This is a genomic window from Allomuricauda ruestringensis DSM 13258 (assembly GCF_000224085.1).
Lineage (GTDB): Bacteria > Bacteroidota > Bacteroidia > Flavobacteriales > Flavobacteriaceae > Flagellimonas > Flagellimonas ruestringensis.
Genome location: NC_015945.1, coordinates 129,610 through 146,682, shown reverse-complemented (window position 1 = coordinate 146,682; position 17,073 = coordinate 129,610). Strand labels below are relative to the sequence as shown.

Annotated in this window: 20 protein-coding genes; 13 read left to right on the top strand and 7 right to left on the bottom strand. The window is 39.6% G+C overall.

From position 1 onward, the window contains the following. Positions 1-78: 78 nt before the first annotated feature. Positions 79-642 carry an NUDIX domain-containing protein gene (locus MURRU_RS00690; protein ID WP_222835047.1) on the top strand — a complete coding sequence of 188 codons (564 nt, stop codon included), beginning with the start codon at positions 79-81 and terminating at the stop codon, positions 640-642. Here MURRU_RS00690 and MURRU_RS00685 read toward each other — a convergent pair. Further along, positions 636-1,919 carry a D-alanyl-D-alanine carboxypeptidase gene (locus MURRU_RS00685; protein ID WP_014031479.1) on the bottom strand — a complete coding sequence of 428 codons (1,284 nt, stop codon included), beginning with the start codon at positions 1,917-1,919 and terminating at the stop codon, positions 636-638. The two genes, MURRU_RS00690 and MURRU_RS00685, sit on opposite strands and share 7 nt — an antisense overlap. A gap of 121 nt (positions 1,920-2,040) precedes the next feature. Here MURRU_RS00685 and MURRU_RS18185 point away from each other — a divergent pair, with 121 nt between their 5' ends. Next, positions 2,041-2,238: a hypothetical protein gene (locus MURRU_RS18185; RefSeq protein ID WP_014031478.1), complete on the top strand. Its 198-nt coding sequence runs from the start codon at positions 2,041-2,043 to the stop codon at positions 2,236-2,238. Between the two features lie 32 nt (positions 2,239-2,270). Here MURRU_RS18185 and MURRU_RS00675 read toward each other — a convergent pair whose 3' ends face one another. Then, positions 2,271-3,212: a LysR substrate-binding domain-containing protein gene (locus MURRU_RS00675; protein WP_014031477.1), complete on the bottom strand. Its 942-nt coding sequence runs from the start codon at positions 3,210-3,212 to the stop codon at positions 2,271-2,273. 278 nt (positions 3,213-3,490) lie between these two features. Next, positions 3,491-3,910, bottom strand: coding sequence for a DUF2141 domain-containing protein (locus MURRU_RS00670; RefSeq protein WP_014031476.1), 420 nt, complete (start codon positions 3,908-3,910; stop codon positions 3,491-3,493). A gap of 213 nt (positions 3,911-4,123) precedes the next feature. Here MURRU_RS00670 and MURRU_RS00665 point away from each other — a divergent pair, with 213 nt between their 5' ends. Beyond that, complete coding sequence (locus MURRU_RS00665) at positions 4,124-6,286, top strand: TonB-dependent receptor (RefSeq protein ID WP_014031475.1); 2,163 nt, start codon at positions 4,124-4,126, stop codon at positions 6,284-6,286. Between the two features lies 1 nt (position 6,287). On the opposite strand, the gene MURRU_RS00660 is transcribed toward MURRU_RS00665, so the two are convergent. Next, entirely contained in the window at positions 6,288-6,710 is a 423-nt protein-coding gene (locus tag MURRU_RS00660; RefSeq protein WP_014031474.1) for a DoxX family protein, read from the bottom strand. Between the two features lie 118 nt (positions 6,711-6,828). Beyond that, positions 6,829-7,308, bottom strand: a complete 480-nt coding sequence (locus tag MURRU_RS00655; RefSeq protein ID WP_014031473.1) for a GNAT family N-acetyltransferase — start codon at positions 7,306-7,308, stop codon at positions 6,829-6,831. Between the two features lie 272 nt (positions 7,309-7,580). Between MURRU_RS00655 and MURRU_RS00650 the strand changes: the two genes are divergently transcribed. Continuing rightward, positions 7,581-9,368, top strand: coding sequence for a PorP/SprF family type IX secretion system membrane protein (locus tag MURRU_RS00650; protein ID WP_014031472.1), 1,788 nt, complete (start codon positions 7,581-7,583; stop codon positions 9,366-9,368). Between the two features lie 3 nt (positions 9,369-9,371). On the opposite strand, the gene MURRU_RS00645 is transcribed toward MURRU_RS00650, so the two are convergent. Beyond that, a complete protein-coding gene (locus MURRU_RS00645) occupies positions 9,372-9,983 on the bottom strand; it encodes an FMN-binding negative transcriptional regulator (protein ID WP_014031471.1) in 612 nt (203 codons plus the stop codon). A gap of 310 nt (positions 9,984-10,293) precedes the next feature. Here MURRU_RS00645 and MURRU_RS00640 point away from each other — a divergent pair, with 310 nt between their 5' ends. The 8 genes from MURRU_RS00640 (at position 10,294) to MURRU_RS00600 (ending at position 14,926) form a co-directional block, all read left to right on the top strand. Beyond that, positions 10,294-10,917, top strand: coding sequence for a tetratricopeptide repeat protein (locus MURRU_RS00640; RefSeq protein ID WP_014031470.1), 624 nt, complete (start codon positions 10,294-10,296; stop codon positions 10,915-10,917). A gap of 6 nt (positions 10,918-10,923) precedes the next feature. Next, positions 10,924-12,252, top strand: coding sequence for a 2TM domain-containing protein (locus MURRU_RS00635; RefSeq protein ID WP_014031469.1), 1,329 nt, complete (start codon positions 10,924-10,926; stop codon positions 12,250-12,252). 317 nt (positions 12,253-12,569) lie between these two features. Further along, positions 12,570-12,848 (top strand): 2TM domain-containing protein, encoded by a 279-nt coding sequence (locus MURRU_RS00625; RefSeq protein WP_041801196.1) that lies wholly within the window; start codon positions 12,570-12,572, stop codon positions 12,846-12,848. Positions 12,849-12,892: 44 nt separating this feature from the next. Continuing rightward, positions 12,893-13,195 carry a 2TM domain-containing protein gene (locus MURRU_RS00620; RefSeq protein ID WP_041801195.1) on the top strand — a complete coding sequence of 101 codons (303 nt, stop codon included), beginning with the start codon at positions 12,893-12,895 and terminating at the stop codon, positions 13,193-13,195. Between the two features lie 2 nt (positions 13,196-13,197). After that, a complete protein-coding gene (locus tag MURRU_RS00615) occupies positions 13,198-13,503 on the top strand; it encodes a 2TM domain-containing protein (RefSeq protein WP_014031467.1) in 306 nt (101 codons plus the stop codon). Between the two features lie 4 nt (positions 13,504-13,507). Further along, positions 13,508-13,840 (top strand): 2TM domain-containing protein, encoded by a 333-nt coding sequence (locus MURRU_RS00610; protein WP_014031466.1) that lies wholly within the window; start codon positions 13,508-13,510, stop codon positions 13,838-13,840. A 5-nt stretch (positions 13,841-13,845) separates the two neighbouring features. Continuing rightward, the gene (locus MURRU_RS00605) at positions 13,846-14,130 is read left to right on the top strand and encodes a 2TM domain-containing protein (RefSeq protein ID WP_014031465.1); all 285 of its coding nucleotides are present in this window, start codon (positions 13,846-13,848) and stop codon (positions 14,128-14,130) included. 40 nt (positions 14,131-14,170) lie between these two features. Then, complete coding sequence (locus MURRU_RS00600) at positions 14,171-14,926, top strand: LytR/AlgR family response regulator transcription factor (protein WP_014031464.1); 756 nt, start codon at positions 14,171-14,173, stop codon at positions 14,924-14,926. Between the two features lie 90 nt (positions 14,927-15,016). Here MURRU_RS00600 and MURRU_RS00595 read toward each other — a convergent pair whose 3' ends face one another. Continuing rightward, entirely contained in the window at positions 15,017-16,207 is a 1,191-nt protein-coding gene (locus MURRU_RS00595; protein WP_014031463.1) for an LETM1-related biofilm-associated protein, read from the bottom strand. A 166-nt stretch (positions 16,208-16,373) separates the two neighbouring features. Between MURRU_RS00595 and MURRU_RS00590 the strand changes: the two genes are divergently transcribed. Then, a complete protein-coding gene (locus MURRU_RS00590; RefSeq protein WP_014031462.1) occupies positions 16,374-17,066 on the top strand; it encodes a DUF4331 family protein in 693 nt (230 codons plus the stop codon). Positions 17,067-17,073 lie beyond the last annotated feature (7 nt).

Sequence of the window (17,073 nt, the reverse complement as noted above, 5' to 3'; positions counted from 1 at the left end):
GCAATTCAGGATGATAAGGGGATAAGCTTTATATTTAACCAAAACTTATTCATTTTGGCTAACAACAGAATCAGAAACATGCAGCGAGAGCTGCTTTCGGATAATTGGTATTCTCTTGAAAAGATAACTTTTGAATATTTAAGGGACGATGGTGTTTGGGAAAAGCAAATTCGCGAAGCATACGACCGTGGCAATGGTGCTGCCATACTTCTTTATAATGTTGAAAAAAGAAAGGTTGTGCTTACCAAACAGTTTCGTATGCCCACGTATGTGAACGGCAATGATGATGGGATGATGATCGAGGCCTGTGCGGGACTTTTGGAAAAAGGCAATGCCGAAGAGACCATTAAAATGGAAGTAGAGGAGGAGACGGGTTATAAAATTGATAAGGTGGAAAAGGTTTTTGAAGCCTACATGTCACCCGGTTCGGTAACGGAAATCCTTCATTTTTTTGTCGGAGAGTATGAAGATGCCATGAAAGTAAGTGAGGGCGGTGGCGCAGCGGATGAAACCGAGAATATTGAGGTGCTGGAACTCGATTTTAAAAAAGCCATTGCCATGATGCAAAAAGGTGAAATAAAAGATGCCAAAACCATAATGCTATTGCAATACGCCCAAGTCCAGGGAATTTTCAATCAGTAGTTTTCGTAGAGATTTTTTAAGGTAGTATACATGGTTTTCCTTATTTCTGAGGAGGGTACCCTAAAATGGTTGTTCATAAAACTAAAGATGAGCAATTTGCCCGATTTGGTCTTTACGTAGCCGCTCAAATTATAGTTGTTGCCCACGGAGCCCGATTTGGCAAAGAGGAACGGCTCCGTAGTGGGGTCTTCCCATTCTTCAACCGTATTGTCGGGTCCCCACATTGGAAATAACCCAAAAAGGCGTTCTTCCGGTACTTCCTCATATAGTTTTTGAAGAATTTGAACAAAGGAAAGGGGCGTAAACAAATTATAACGGGAAAGTCCCGAACCATCTACCCAACGAGGCTGATGTTCCAAGTCCTTTAAATGGTTGTCCAGCATAAAATCGATGACTTTTTTGGTACTCAAGGTATCGGATAGTGTGGCCGAGGCCGCCATTAATAATTGCTCTGCCAAAAAGTTATCGCTCTTAAAAAGCATACGCTTAAAAATAGAGTCGGTTTCTGTTCCGTACAATGTTTGTTTTTCTCCAGATGGAAAATGTTGGGTTAAAACAATATCTCTCCCAAGGGCTGTTTCAATTAATTCTTTGGTCAAATTATCACTGGTCACAAAAGGAATTTCCAAAGTGTCTTGTTCCGTCGAGGAGACATAAAACTTGTTGTGGAACTCTTCTCTTTTTAAAGTGGTATCCTTGATTAAGGTTTTATCGACGAATGTTTTTGGGGAAACTTCCAATCCATTGTTGTTGGAAATGGTTGCTACGTTGCCGTAAAGGGGCAAAGCGGATTTTTCGGGCGAAAAATAGGTGTCGTAATCCTCCCAGGCCCAACCGGGTCCATAGCGTGGTTCGCTGTGATTTTTGGTGTAAAGGGCAATGGTTTCCTGATTTTTTAACCAATCTATTGCTGTGCTGTCCTGAAAATAGGGGTGCAACCATGAGGGGTCACCAGTACCTTCGATAAATATCGTGTCTTGGGTCACTTTATATTTTAGGGTGGGAATGTATTTGGGAAGTAACTTTAGGGCCGTATATAAAGTTACAATCTTTGTGTTGCTGGCAGGGGTAAAATATTTGTCACCATTGTGATTATAGATCTCTTTTTTAGTATTGGCATCAATAATTACAAGGCCATGGAAAGAATTTTTCAGGTTGTCGCTCCCAATTTTTGAGTTCAATGTTTTTTTGATGGAACTACATCCAATCAATAAAAAAATAACAACAAAACTACTGAAAAACAGTGATTTAACAGGTCTTATTTGTAGTGGGTTCATATACGCTGTTGGTCAATTTTAACAACAAGATATTCAATTTTTAACTGAAACTTAGGTTTTTTAAACGTGTTTTTTACTAATTTAGGAGACAACCTATTATTTCCAATTTAATCAAATTATTATGCCTAGAGCTATGTTAGATTACACCAAAACAATCCTTCAAAAGGTGAGTTTTGATGTTAAACTCTTTACTAGGGAACTTCAGAAAGCTATTTCTAGATTATTGCCAAGTGAAGTGGATGAGCTTAGAATCTGGTTGCAATTTTATCTTGTGGACAAACCAGAGTTACAATCAACATTAGTATTATTAAAAGTATAAACACCAACTAGGGCCGCTGAAAAGCGGCTCTATTAATTTTTGGCCAAGGGGCTGATGATTTTCACATCCTGAAAAGCAATCGCACCACGGACTATGCTGGAAATAACCTCTCTTAAGGCATCGGTTATCTGTATTTTTAATTCGCTTTTATGGTAAATTAAACTTATCTCTCGTGCTGGGGTAGGTTTTCGGAAGGATTTTAGGTTTGTTCTCTTGTCCTTTTCCAAGTGTAGGGTATTCAAGTAGGGCAATAGGGTCATTCCCATGCCTTCATCCGCTAAACTGACCAAGGTCTCAAAACTTCCACTCTCAATTTTAAAATGTTCCCCATGTCGGTTTTTGGAAGCCTTACAAAGGTTGATGACTCCTTCCCGAAAACAATGCCCATCCTGTAGCAAGAGAATATCGTTAACATCCAAATCATCCGTGGTTAATTCGTTTTCCGCTGTTAAACGGTGGTTTTTTGGGACGTAGCCCACAAATGGCTCATAATATAACGGACGTTCTTTGATAAACTCAATTTCTAGCGGTGTTGCGGCAATTCCAGCATCCAAATGACCGTCCAAAATATTCTTGATCATGGTTTGTGTGGATTGCTCCTTTATAATCAGGTTTACCTTAGGGTACTTTTTTATAAAAGCATTTAGGAACATGGGGAGCAATGTGGGCATTACCGTGGGTATTATCCCCAAGGTGTAATCTCCCCCAACATACCCTTTATCTTGATCAACAATATCCTTGATTCGTTCTGCTTCTGCCACAATATTTTTTGCCTGGGCCACAATTTTTTCTCCAACCTCGGTAATGGTGATGGGTTTTTTGCCCCTGTCAAAAATGAGGACATCCAATTCATCCTCCAACTTTTGCACTTGCATACTCAAGGTGGGTTGGGTAACAAAACTCTTTTCCGCGGCAAGGGTAAAGTTCTTGTGCTCGGCAACAGCTAACACATATTGAAGCTGGGTAATGGTCATTCAATTATAAGTTTAGGGCATAAAAGTATAAAAAACCATTAGGTTAGTCTATAGAAAAGAAAGAATCGTAAAGGCGCAGGTTGTATTAAAGTGAAGAACCCATCTAAAAAGCAACAAAATTTTGACTTTGTTAGGTTGAGCCCTTCGACTACGCTCAGGATAAACTAAAGGCGAAACCCATTGGTTATCATCATAATTTAGGTTCTCGACTGCGCTCGAACTGACAGGTTACAAGCTTTTTTAGACGGGCTCTTCGTATGGTTTATTTTGTTTTTTGATTAAAACCGGATGTTCATTTCCAAATCCTCATCGCCAACGGTAAACTGGGCACTTTTAAAATCCGGTGGGCCCATGGTCATTTCGTTTCCGGACATCCCGTAGCTTTCCTTTGGCATTCCATTGGATTGATAATCCATTCGGTTGTTTTCGTTGGCATCGTGCAGGGCCATAATGGCATAGGTACCTGGCGCTACGTTGTTGAATTTCAAGATTATTTTTCCATTTTCAATGGTACTTTCCAGGTTTTGTATGCCTGGGCCTTTCATAAAAGTTTCAGCGGTGTGCAGGCTGGCAAGTACTTTTCCTTCATCACTGGTTACGTTGTCGATGGTAACGGTAATATCTACGTTGTTTTTTTCTTGCGCTACGGCAATGATGCTTACGAAGAGGAAACTTAAAGCTAGTGTAACAGTTTTCATACTATTTGTATTTGATGTTTTGTTTGCCCCAAAATTCAGGAAGAAGCCTCTTGTAAAAAATTCCAACCTACCGAAATGTTGATTTTATGGAGTGAATTGCAAAAGCAGATAGGCCATTTCAATTCAGCAATAAAAAACTACAATTGAGTATTTCCTTTTCGTTTGGCAAGGTGTTCAAGAGCAATTTTGTGGCATCAACCAAAAAGGAATGTCATGAAAATCATTATCAATCTAATTACATTATTATTAAGTATGGGAGTTGTTTTTGCGCAGCAGACCATCAATGGAAAAGTAACCGATGCCAAAAACAATCCCGTTGAAGGTGCCAATATTTATTTGGAGGGCACCTACGATGGTGCTTCTTCGGATGCCAACGGTGATTTTAGTTTTGAAACAACTGAAGAGGGAATGCAGACCTTGGTTGTTTCCATGTTGTCCTACGAGCCCCATTACGAGGCTGGCGATGTTTCTTATTTTAAGGATCTGCATATTAAGTTGGTAGCGTCCGTCAACTCTTTGTCGGGGGTCACCTTAACGGCTGGAACCTTTGAGGCTGGCGACAATTCCAAGGTTTCGGTACTTAAGCCATTGGATATTGTTACCACGGCAGGGGCAGCGGGCGATTTTGTGGCTGCTTTGCAAACACTGCCCGGAACTACAACGGTAAACGAGGACGGTCGTTTGTTTGTACGGGGAGGTACTGCAGGAGAAACACAGGTTTTTATAGATGGTCTTCGTGTTTTTCAGCCGTTCAACGCCACACCCAATAATACACCTACCCGCGGCAGATTTTCACCATTTCTTTTCAAGGGAATTTCCTTTAGTACGGGAGGATATTCAGCAGAGTATGGCCAGGCATTGTCCAGTGTACTTTTGTTGAATACTACGGATGTGCCCCTGCAAGAGAAAACGGATATTTCCATAATGAGTGTTGGAGGTGGAGTGGGGCACACAAAGATTTGGGGCGACCAATCATTGAGCTTGAACACCTCTTATATGAATCTTGCCCCTTACGAGGCTTTGATTCCATCAAACCAAGGTGTTCGTTGGAACAGTCCGTACGAATCCATTTCTGGTGAAGCTGTTTTTAGAAGCAAAGGTGAAAAGAGTATGTTTAAACTCTACACAGGATTTAACCATACCAATTTGGACATTGAACAGGAGGATATCAATTTTGATGATTATGTACAGTTCCGTTTAAAGAACAACAACCTATATTTTAATTCATCTTACAAATACTTTTTCGCTAACGATTGGAGTCTCACCTCTGGGGCTTCTATTGCATGGGACACCAATGATATTGGAATACAGCAAGACAAAGTCGATGCCAAAGAAACTTCATCACATATCAAGATAAAGGCACGTAAAAATTTTAGTAATCGGTATGATTTGAGTTTTGGGACAGAATATTTCAATACCAATTATGACGAAACTTATACCGATGTTGATGTGGATGAGTTCAATAGTGGTTATAATGATGGTTTATGGGCCGCTTTTGCAGAATCAGATATTTTCCTGAGCAACAAGTTCGCCATGAAGCTGGGTATCAGGGGAACGCACAGCAGCTTGCTGGATGGGTTTAAAATATCGCCAAGGGTGTCTTTGGCCTATAAACCGGGAGAGGACGGACAGTTTTCTTTGGCCTATGGCGATTTTTATCAGAGACCGCTTACCGAAGTGGTTAAGTTCACGCAAAATTTGGACATGGAGAAAGCATCGCACTATATCCTCAATTATCAATACATCAATAATGGGAAAACTTTTAGGACCGAGGCCTATTATAAGGATTATGACCAGTTGGTCAAATACGATACGGATGCGCCACAGTTCAATTCCGACTATACCAATTCTGGAGGCGGGTATGCCAAGGGTGTCGATGTTTTTTGGAGAGATAGCAAGAGTATTGAGCATTTAGATTACTGGGCTTCCTACTCTTATTTGGACACCAAGCGGGACTACAGAAACTTTCCCGAGAAAGCCACTCCTAACTTTGCGCCAAAGCATAATGTATCGCTGGTCACCAAATATTGGGTGGATAAGCTAAGGTCCCAAGTTGGACTTTCTTATTCGTATGGTTCCGGTAGGCCGTACCACAACCCCAATACATCTGGTTTTATGACGGAAAAGACAAAGTCTTACAACAATCTTAGCTTCAATTGGGCCTATCTCATTGACCAACAAAAGATTTTGTACTTCTCGGTGAGCAATCTATTGAGTTTCAATAATGTGAGCAATTATCAATATGCAGAAGTTCCGGATGCTAACGGAGTATTCAATAGAAGAGCGATCACTCCACCTGCCGACAGTTTCTTCTTTGTTGGATTTTTCTGGACGATAAGCTCGGATGGCAAGAGCAACCAACTGGACAATTTATAGGTTATTGCTGCATTTTAAGGTAATAATCCACAGAATGTTTCCCAGAACCATAAACAATAAAGAAGAGGGTAGATAATAAAACAACGGTAGCCAACATAAGGTTGTTGGTGTCCATTTCGCCCAAAAAATTAGTAAGAACGGCACCAAAAAGTATGGGGAGCTGTGCAATGCAGGCCCATCTAGTTAGCAACCCTACAACTATAAGAATACCACCAACAAAATGAGCAGGAGCTATATAATGCAGAATAAACATGCCTCCTGGCACCCCTTCAAAAGGACGCGCCATTCGCTCCATTTCTGTGAAATTGGTCATAAATTCGATTCCCTTGACAAAAAAGATGATACCAAGCATAATTCTGATCAAGTCCAAGAGGAGATACGTACGGGCATTTGCCCATTTATTGAGCGATTTTATTAGACCCATGACAATGAGGTTTAAGGTTTGAAACTATAAGATACTCATTTTTAACGATATAGTAAATAGGCGATCGTTTAAAACTTTATAAAATTGTAAGAATGGTACAAACCTAGCATGGGCAGTATTATGCAGTGTATATTGTTAGTTCCATTTGAATATCGCTACGGGCATAGGGTGACGAAATTTTGGTCATTTCCTTAAAACCTAACTTTTTGTAAAGCGATAGGGCCGGGGCCAATTTTCGATTGCTCTCCAAAAATATTCTTTGGGCTCCCAACTGTTTGGCTTTATCAATAATGTGCTGCCCCAACAATTTGCCTATACCTTTGCCTTGCGCTTTTGGGGAGACGCCCATTTTAGAAAGTTCAAAATCATAACCATCATATTGGCAGGGAATTAAAGCACAAACCCCCACTGGTTCCCTATTTATTAAAGCAACCGCAATATACCCGCCTTTGTCCAAAATATATTCTTTGGGATGGTGGAGCGCAACACGGTCCATTTCCTCAATCTGAAAATATTTGGTAATCCATTCCTCGTTCAGGCTCCTAAAAGCATCTTTATAAGTATCAGAATAAGGGACAATGGTAAAAGACGCATCCATGTTGAGGGATATTTTGAATTCTATTGTCAAAAATAAATTTAATCCCAGAACATTTTATAAACTGAAATTCAATTTTTATGAATTCAAACTGCTTATCTATCAATTCAATAGACCGTTCAACGAAAAAATTACCTGTTGGGCGATAAAATATGTAGATTTACGTTGAATTAGTCATAAAATTCTTACAAGCTCCCAAATCTTGCTGAATGACAACATTAAAAACATATTAGCCTGACCCAATCAGGAAATTAACCTACAAATTCCAATCGGCTATGGAGATAAAACTACCCCCGTTCCCCCAAATCACATTTCCGCCCCAATTTGAACGCTATGTTTATGCGTTATTGATTTTTGTTTTTCTGGGTTTCCCGTTACAGGCCCAAGAAGGAAACAATCCCTATGTAAGTTACGATGTACCATTTCAAAATTTGTTGAAGTTCAACCGCTTTTTGATCAACCCTACCTTTTCATCGATACGTGAGGACAAATCGTACGTAAACTTCTTTCATCGGAGCCAAAGTGCTGATTTCGACAACAACCGCCAAAATTACTTTTTGAGTTATAGCGGTCAGTTAAACGACATGGTAGGGCTAGGTTTCAGTCTCTACAACCAAAGTGAAGGGGTAATATCCAACCTAGGGGTAATGGCCAATTACTCCCACGGTATCCAGTTGGGAGAAGAGAGTAGTTTAACCTTTGGGGTAAACATCCCTTATTATGTAAGCAGTTATGATCCCAATAGAGCCGTAGCCCTACAGGAAGATCCGCTATTGAGCGAGGCAGATGAAAGCTCCATCATTTCATTTCAACCGGGACTTAACCTTAGTTTGGGCAAATTCGACTTTGGCGTGTTCGCTCAAAATTTGGTGGATTATAATTTAAAGTCAGGAAAATCCCTGACCAACCTAAACCAAAAAACTTTTTCTGGTCACGTACAGTTTGTTAACGAGTTGGAAAATGGAAGAGGTATTTTTGAAGATGGGAGATTAATGCCCTTGGCACGAGCACGATTTGAAGGGGGCGAAGACCCTATTTTTGGAGGAGGGATCATTTTGGACCTTCCCAAACTAGGTTGGATTCAGGGTGGTTACGACCAGTTTTATGGTGCGTCAGCCGGTACTGGATTCAATTTAAACCAACGATTGTCCTTTGGTTATAATTTTGAAAAAAGCTTGAACAGTAGCATTGCCAATCTTGGTGTAACCCACGAAATTTCAATTGCTTACTCTTTTGTCCCCAATCTTTCCAAAAACACATTTGTTTCCAATGATGATGAAATAAAAAAAGCGATTGAAAACACGGCTGTCGCTGAAACAAGTGATGAAGCCGCAAAGGCAAAGCAAAATGGTAAATTGGATGAAGAAACCACTTTGCACCCTTCCAATAAAGAGGACAGGGCCTATTGGGAGGAGCGTATTGCGCAATTGCAGGAGCAGCAAGAAGATAGTTACGCTGTAATTGACGACCTCCTTTACAAAATAGATTCCATGAAACAGAGTAGGGAACAGGAAATGGAAAAACGTTTCGAGATGGTTATGCGAATTGTGAAAAGGCACAACGGAGATGAGATTCCCGATATTGAGACCAAAGCCCAAAAACTGTACTTGGCGGACAACAAGGATTTGAACTCCGTTTACAATGAAATTGAAACTTCGACTGCGCAGGCTCTTGCAGATAACTCCAAATCCGTCACTAAACAATCCAATAAGAAAAGTGAGGGTTCTTTTCATGGAGGAGCGTTTAAGCCCATTGAAAAATATATTGACCTTGATGGGGTAGGGAAAGGACACTATATTGTGGCCAACGTTTTTAAAAATGAGACCTACCTAAAAAACTTTATGAAAGAATTGAAAAGCAAGGGATTGCAGGCACAATACTTCAAGAATCCGGATAACGGTCTCAATTATGTTTACCTGGCAAAATATGAAGATAGCGAAATGGCCCATGCTGCCTATCAATCAATGATGAGGGGTAAGTACCAAGACGAAATTTGGATCATGCATGTTGAGAATCCAAAGTATTCCAATTGGGCAGATACCAATTTTCAAGATATAGAATAGCCGCTAAGTGGCTTTACCTTTCATGTGCTGAGCAATACCTTGACTTCCTGGGTCTGGACGTCCCTCAAGTTCAGATATTATTTTATGGTGGTCATTGGCTTGGGTCTGGGATAGTTTGTAAGTAGCCTGGATATCCGATACCTGCACTTTAAAACCCACCACTCCTTTTACTTGGCGCAAGGTTTTTGAGGATAAGTTTTTAAGGGAAATCGGATTTTTTGAAGCTTTCTCATACTTGTCCACCAATCTGTGCATGGATTGCATGGTCTCTTCTTCGGTCAAAACCTTTAAGTTCCCATACACATGTACCGCTATATAGTTCCAAGTAGGTACTTCTTCCTCTTTATACCAAGAAGATGAAACATAGGCATGCGGACCATTAAAAATGCACAGAACTTCTGTTTCGTCTGTAAAATTTTTCCATTGAGGATTGGCTTTGGCAATGTGGCCCACCAAAATATCGTTCCCGTTTTCGTCGGTTTCCAGTTCCAAAGGAATATGGGTGCCCCATGGTTTATTGTCAACAATATTGATTAAGATGGCAAAGCTGTTGTTTACCAGAAAATCTTTGATTTCTTCAATGTTTTGATTGTTGTAATGGGGAGGAATGTACATGGATTGCATCAATTTTAAACCGTTTGCTAAAGTACAAATAATCAACTACCTAAGAGCAAGCCCACGAGGTATTCAAACGAAAAAAGATCAACTCATTTCGATGTAGAGCGTCGGCGAATAAAACCCTCAATGAGGGATTCAACGGGTTTTTTAAAGCATAAGCGCATTACAGTCCATCCCCAAATATGTACAGTTCGGTAATCCTTCTTTTTAAAGTTGTGGTTCCTGATTCATTTTTGTGGCATCAATAACCGATGCACAGTCAAGCTGAGAGATACTCAGTCAAGCTGAGCATAAAAAAACGACAGTCATGAAAAATCTGATTTTATCAATGTTATTAATGGGAGCCACCTTTGTCAACGCACAAGACCGCTATTCCAAAGGAATGGAAAAGGCATTTGAATTATGGCAAAACCAAAAAATGGTGGAAGCATCAAACCTTTTTGAACGAATAGCAACTGCGGAACCGGACAAGTGGTTGCCGTATTATTATGTTTCTCAAATAAACACGATAATCTCATTTGGGGAAAAGAATGAAGAAAAACTGAGTAAACAGCTCGAAAAGGCCAAAGAATTCATCGATGTGGCCAAAGCTATTTCACCAAATAATCCTGAGATATTGATTCAAGAAGCACTTATCAATACAGCTTGGATTGCCTTTGATGGTGCCACTTATGGGATGACCCTGTCACAAAAAAATGCACAACTCTATCAAAAAGCAATGGAACTGGCCCCAAACAACCCCCGGGTTATCCTCTCCAAGGCAGAGTGGGATATGGGATCGGCAAAATACTTTGGCAAGGACACCACACCCTATTGTAAAGATGTGGAAAGAGCCTTGGAACTTTTTGCTACCTTTAAATCCGAAACACCATTTTACCCTACTTGGGGAGAAGAAAGAGCAAAAGAGGTTTTGGCGAACTGTGGTAAATAGAAAAGGATGAAACTCTTAATAAGGGAACTTGTAAGGGCATTTTTAGTGGGGATAGCTATTTTTATGGTTTTCCTCATTATTTTCTTTGTTAAGGGATGGGAACTTACCTATCAACAACTCTGGACAGAGTTTTGGGAGAACATGATTTTCTCTGTGATTATTTATCTGCTCAATGCTGCTTGTCTTATTGCTTTAATGCGCAAGTACGATAAGGAACTGTTCACTAAAAAGTATATTGCCTATGGTCTATTTGCGAATATAATAGCTTCCATTATAGGGATAATTATCTCCAGATTTGTTTTAATGGTATTGGTGTACAAAACACCGATAGAGCAGTTTTTAGCTGAGGAACGTACAGAATACTACGTGAGTTCTTTTTTGATTTCCATGGCAGTGGCAGTTTTGTTCTATGCCGCTTATTACTACAAATATTACAAAGAGAAGCAGGTAAAAGAGCAGAAGATCATAGCAGGATCGGCATCTGCCCGTTTCGACGCTTTAAAAAACCAGTTAGACCCCCATTTTTTGTTCAACAGTCTCAATGTTTTAACAAGTTTGATAGATGAAGACCCACATCAAGCCCAAAACTTTACAACATCACTGTCCAAAGTTTATAGGTATGTGCTGGAGCAGAAAAATAAGGACTTGGTTACCGTGGATGAAGAACTGAAATTTGCCAGAACCTATGTAAGACTTCTAAAAATGCGTTTTGAGGATAGTATCATCTTCGATATTCCGGACAGCTGTTCCCAACCTGAAGCTAAAATTGTGCCATTGTCCCTACAACTATTGCTGGAAAATGCCGTAAAACATAATGTGGTCACTTCATCAAGGCCGTTGCACATCAAAGTATTTGAACAACAAGGCATGTTGGTTGTCAGCAATAACCTTCAGGAGAAACAAGTAGTGAAAAAAAGTAGCGGGGTCGGATTGCAGAATATAAAGCAACGCTACCGTATTTTAACCGACCGCGAAATGGTCGTTAAAAAAACACAGACGGATTTTAGTGTGTTTTTGCCCATGCTTACCCAAAAATATACCGTATTGGAGACCCAAGAGAGCTATATTGAAGAAAAACGGTACGTAAAAGCCAAAGAGCGGGTAAAGGCAATTAAAGACTTTTACGGGAACCTTATGGCCTATTGTATTGTGATTCCCTTTTTGTGGTGGCTCAATTTTAGAACAACGGATTTTCTTTGGGCATTTTTTCCAACATTCGGCTGGGGGTTCGGTGTACTTGCCCATGGGATGGAAGCCTTCGGCTATAACCCACTTTGGGGAAGACGTTGGGAAGAGCGCAAGATCAGAGAGTTTATGGATAAGGATGATTTTTAGAATTTAGATGTCGGGTGTCGGGTGTCGGGTGTTAGTTCGAGCTGTCATCCAGAGCGGAGTCGAAGGAGCAGTCGAGAACCCTTTGGTTAGCTAAGCCCAAGCTCAAGTTCAAGTATCAAGTTCAATTGAAATGATTACGTGTTGTTTTCATCAAAGCTTTTTACTTGCTCACCAAACCCCAAACCCCAAACCCCAAACCTTAAAACCCTAAACCCACAATTCATCCTAATAAATGTACAGTTCGGGAATTCACTTTTCTTTTCTGCCCTGCTTATACCGAATTTTGATGTGTAATCAATTACAAAAACCGAGCAACCATGAAAAAACCAGACGAACATCGCTACAACAGAGCAAAAGAAAGAGTGGAGAACATTAAATCTTTTTACTATAGCCTAATTGCCTATTGTATTGTGATTCCATTTTTAGTGTACATCAACTTTAGAACCACCGATATACCCTGGGCCATTTTTCCAGCTATTGGTTGGGGATTGGGACTTGTGAGTCAATGGACAACCGCTTATGGTCACAACCTCCTCTTTGGAAAGGAATGGGAAGAGCGTAAGATTCAGGAACTTATGAACGATAAAGAATTTTAATAATGAGTATTTTTAACTGCAACATCACATCAAATACGAATACAATGGAAAATACCGATAAAGAAAGCAAGTACATGCGGGCAAGGGAGCGCGTGGATGAACTTAAAAAGTTTTACGGAAACCTGACTTCCTACGTTTTAGTGATATCAGGATTGGCGCTAATCAATTATTTTACCACCGGTTTTGGCTATATGTGGTTTTTGTGGGCCGCTTTTGGTTGGGGTATCGGTATTGTTTTTCATGCCATTAAAACTTTTGACCTGAACCCTTTTTTTGGCAAACAGTGGGAAAAGCGCAAGATAGAGGAGCTTATGCGCGATGAAGAACAGAATAATAAATGGAAATAATCATGGAAAATATCAATAAGGACAAATACAATAAAGCCAAGAAAAGGGTAGAGGAGCTTAAGGGCTTTTATATACACTTGGCCATTTATGTGGTAATAAACACCTTTATTTTAATTAATATCTCCCTAAGATCAGATAGTTTTTGGCAATGGGAACATTTTATCACATTGGTAGCTTGGGGATTGGGAGTGTTGTTCCATGCATCCAAAACCTTTGGGTTTAACCCCTTGTTGGGTAAAGATTGGGAAGAGCGTCAAATCCAAAAATATATGGATGAGGACAAAGAGGAAATGAACAAGTACAAATAAAACGATGACAGACAGAGACATGGCCAGGGAGGCCGCTAAAAAACGAGTTCAGGAACTCAAAGGCTATTATAGGCATATCATCATATTTGTTATCGTAAACGGTACTCTGGTGCTGCTTAAGACAGGAGTTTTGAACTCGTTGTTGCCAGAGACATTTCCAAAGGAATCCTATTACTACGATTGGATCAATGCTAATATCCTAATTTGGGCTGTTATTTTGCTCGTACATACTTTGATTGTGCTTCGACATAAATTCACTTTCTTTAAAAAGTGGGAAGAACGCCAAATCCAAAAATATATGGATGAGGATGGAGAAAAGGTTGATAAATACAAATAAAAGCTATGACCCAGAATATCACTTTTGAACAAGCTAAAAGAAAAGTAAGCTCCATAAAGGGATTTTATTTCCATTTGGCCCTGTTCATTATTATAAGTGTTGTGCTGATTACCACAAAAAGAAATATTGTTCAATGGGTTATACAGAAGAGCGAAAATACCGATGAGGGTTTTTTAAGATGGCTGGATTGGAATATTATAGCCATTCCCATAATTTGGGGAGTTGTACTTCTGGTTCATGGACTTTATATTTTTGGCACACCTTTGAAAAAAAATGGAACCAATGACTAAACCAAAAAAATCATCAATCAAAGCATAAAACTATAATTACATGAATGTCCTGATCATTGAAGACGAAAAACCAGCAGCAAGACGATTGTCCAGATTGCTTTCGGAATTGCAAATTGAGGTCTCCACCATGTTGCATTCCGTTGAAGATTCCATTGCTTGGTTTCAAGATAATCCCCACCCCGATTTAATCTTTTTGGACATTCAATTATCCGATGGACTTTCGTTCGAAATTTTTGATGCGATCGAAGTGAAAAGTGCCATCATTTTCACCACCGCTTATGACGAATATGCACTTCAAGCCTTTAAGTTAAATAGCATTGATTATTTGCTGAAACCAATAGACGAAGAGGAACTGGAAAGTGCGGTAAAAAAGTATCAAAATTTTAAGCCGGAAAATCAAAGAATACCGATTGATTTTAACGACATAAAAAACCTTTTGATAAATCCTTTGGAGAGGGAATACAAAAAACGATTTACGGCCAAGGTCGGGCAACATTTAAAAATTATAAACGCCGATGATGTGGAATGTTTTTACAGCGAAAACAAAGGAACCTATGCAGCAACTTCTGACGGAAGAAATTATTTGTTGGATACAACTTTGGAACAGTTGGAGGAGGAGTTGGAGCCTCAGACATTTTTTAGGGTGAGCCGAAAGTTTTACGTGAACATCAACCACATAGGAGACATCATTTCATACTCAAATTCAAGGCTTCAAATCAAGCTGAACCGCTTTAATGAGCATGATATAGTTGTAAGTAGGGAGCGCGTTAGAGACTTCAAGTTATGGTTGGAATAATAATATTTAAAATACTGATTATCAAATTTTAGAATATCAAAAAAATCAACTATAAATTTTTCTTATAGTGACTTTTTTAGGTGAAAAACGCTATTTTTCTTCCACTCGGTTATCGTCAAAAGCAGAGGGGAGTAACTTTGGAATCAATTTAATAAAAATAGGCAGAAGAATCGCTCCGCCCGGCAACATAAAAATAGCCAAAGAGGGAATACTCTTAAAAATATCGAGCAATTGATTTTGTACTTTTTTCTTCTCTTCGGCATTTAAATCCTTGACCGTGGACTTGGATAAAAGAGCAACCAACTCCCTACTTTGGGCGAGCTCTTTTTTTAATCTTTTGCTATTTCTAAGAATAAGTTTGCTTACATTTTTGGACATACCATCGTAAAACTGAACGGCCAAATTTTTGTTGTTCAGATAGGCAATTTTGTCCTTGTTTTTTTCAAAGAAATTCGCAACAAACCCCAACTCAAATTCTACCTCTTTTTTAGACTTTCCAAGGTCCTTTCCCAAACCAAAAATATAGTCCGTTTCGGTGTAGTCCAAAGCCTTGTCTTCCCAGATGGTCAAGCAGGCCATATCCAAAAAATAATCCTTTTCATTTTCGGTGAAATTTTGGGTCAATAAATCGGAAAAATTTCCATCAAATTTTGTTTTGTCGAGGTCAACATAAGTTAGGGACGAACCCAATAATTGAATCAATTTCTCATCAGATTCGTGGGTTTCTTTGGAGTTGAGCGCATGGTAAACAATGTTGATGGTCACGTACTCCAAAAGTTGGGCATGTTCCATCATGTCTCTATTGCCTCGGAGGTAAACCATAAAGATGAGAATATCAACATAAAGTAAGGAATTGGTTAGGCTATTTCCCAATGCCCTGCTAAAAGTATTGTCACTTAAATAGATTCTGGAATCAATCAATTTTTCAAGTTGGGACTCCGTTTTGGAACCGCTCAATATTCTATTAAGGAAAGAAACCTTGCTAACATTCAAAGACTGGTAGTACTCGAACACTTTGTTCACAAATGCTTCGAAATCCGTTTTCCCCACTTCAAAAGTATAGGTAAAATATAAAGCGGTGAGCAAGTTGATCTTGGCAATTTCATCTTCGCTCAAGGGGTGTTCCACCGCGATAAAGGAAGATATATTTAAATGCACTCCGTAAATAAAGCCATTTGCTTTGAGTTCCCTGTACAGGCTATTAAAGTCTTCAAATTTACTAGACTCTTGGTCTACAAGGTGACCAAACTTGTTGATCCATCCAGAGGCAGAAGGGTTCATTTTAATGAATTAACTAGCCAAAGTAAAACAAATTATCTGACTTTTCTTGATCTGGGGACTAGTACTTAATCAAAGTTGTGTTAAGATAAATTTAACATTTCAAAACCAAACCACCCCCTAAAAGGTTCCGTAGGTAGGGGGGAACGAAACTTTAAAAACAAGTAACATGAAAAAAACAACGAAATACCTATTAGGCTTAGGCGCCTTGGTAATAGCAGCTACAGTATTGGTTGCTGCGGACCATATAGATGCGCCCTCTTCGGCAGGAACCACTGCGGACATTGCCGATTTTTATGCTTTTGAACCCAGCGAGGGGTCGGACAATACTGTATTTGTAGTAGACCTGCAATCCAATGTATTGCCCGAGTTGGCTTACGGAACTTTTGACGAGGATGTACTTACCGAAATCAATATTGATTTGGATGGAGATTTGGTAGAAGACCAAGTAATCCAAGCCATCGCAAGAGACGGTAGAATGTACTTTTTTGGACCAATTGCTCCTTCGCAAACAGGGCTGAGCAGCGAGGTAAATACTGATGCAGCTTTGGGAGATGTAGAAATTTCTGGTGCTACCGCCATTGTGGAAACCACTTCGGACGGAGTGTCCTTATTTGCTGGACCAAGACAAGATCCATTCTTTTTTGACTTTTTCCAATTCAATGGGGTGATTTCTCCCGAAACGGAGTCTGCTCCAGGCGGATTTTTGCCCCCGGAAGAAGCTGCCGACACTTTTGATGGTGCCAACACGCTATCAATAGTAGTGGAAATTCCAAATAGTATGTTGGGGGTTCCAACAGCTACAAATGCCCTTGGACTTTCAGTATATAAAACTTGGGTGACTACAAACAGAAAACAATAAGAAACTT

Coding starts and splice junctions, on each gene's coding strand:
- MURRU_RS00685 (WP_014031479.1), bottom strand. CDS start 1,919: ATGAACCCACTACAAATAAGACCTGTTAAATCACTGTTTTTCAGTAGT.
- MURRU_RS00625 (WP_041801196.1), top strand. CDS start 12,570: ATGAAAAAACCAGACGAACATCGCTACAACAGAGCAAAAGAAAGAGTG.
- MURRU_RS00665 (WP_014031475.1), top strand. CDS start 4,124: ATGAAAATCATTATCAATCTAATTACATTATTATTAAGTATGGGAGTT.
- MURRU_RS00670 (WP_014031476.1), bottom strand. CDS start 3,910: ATGAAAACTGTTACACTAGCTTTAAGTTTCCTCTTCGTAAGCATCATT.
- MURRU_RS00655 (WP_014031473.1), bottom strand. CDS start 7,308: ATGGATGCGTCTTTTACCATTGTCCCTTATTCTGATACTTATAAAGAT.
- MURRU_RS18185 (WP_014031478.1), top strand. CDS start 2,041: ATGCCTAGAGCTATGTTAGATTACACCAAAACAATCCTTCAAAAGGTG.
- MURRU_RS00645 (WP_014031471.1), bottom strand. CDS start 9,983: ATGTACATTCCTCCCCATTACAACAATCAAAACATTGAAGAAATCAAA.
- MURRU_RS00595 (WP_014031463.1), bottom strand. CDS start 16,207: ATGAACCCTTCTGCCTCTGGATGGATCAACAAGTTTGGTCACCTTGTA.
- MURRU_RS00660 (WP_014031474.1), bottom strand. CDS start 6,710: ATGGGTCTAATAAAATCGCTCAATAAATGGGCAAATGCCCGTACGTAT.
- MURRU_RS00650 (WP_014031472.1), top strand. CDS start 7,581: ATGGAGATAAAACTACCCCCGTTCCCCCAAATCACATTTCCGCCCCAA.
- MURRU_RS00605 (WP_014031465.1), top strand. CDS start 13,846: ATGACCCAGAATATCACTTTTGAACAAGCTAAAAGAAAAGTAAGCTCC.
- MURRU_RS00610 (WP_014031466.1), top strand. CDS start 13,508: ATGACAGACAGAGACATGGCCAGGGAGGCCGCTAAAAAACGAGTTCAG.
- MURRU_RS00620 (WP_041801195.1), top strand. CDS start 12,893: ATGGAAAATACCGATAAAGAAAGCAAGTACATGCGGGCAAGGGAGCGC.
- MURRU_RS00690 (WP_222835047.1), top strand. CDS start 79: ATGCAGCGAGAGCTGCTTTCGGATAATTGGTATTCTCTTGAAAAGATA.
- MURRU_RS00615 (WP_014031467.1), top strand. CDS start 13,198: ATGGAAAATATCAATAAGGACAAATACAATAAAGCCAAGAAAAGGGTA.
- MURRU_RS00675 (WP_014031477.1), bottom strand. CDS start 3,212: ATGACCATTACCCAGCTTCAATATGTGTTAGCTGTTGCCGAGCACAAG.
- MURRU_RS00590 (WP_014031462.1), top strand. CDS start 16,374: ATGAAAAAAACAACGAAATACCTATTAGGCTTAGGCGCCTTGGTAATA.
- MURRU_RS00600 (WP_014031464.1), top strand. CDS start 14,171: ATGAATGTCCTGATCATTGAAGACGAAAAACCAGCAGCAAGACGATTG.
- MURRU_RS00635 (WP_014031469.1), top strand. CDS start 10,924: ATGAAACTCTTAATAAGGGAACTTGTAAGGGCATTTTTAGTGGGGATA.
- MURRU_RS00640 (WP_014031470.1), top strand. CDS start 10,294: ATGAAAAATCTGATTTTATCAATGTTATTAATGGGAGCCACCTTTGTC.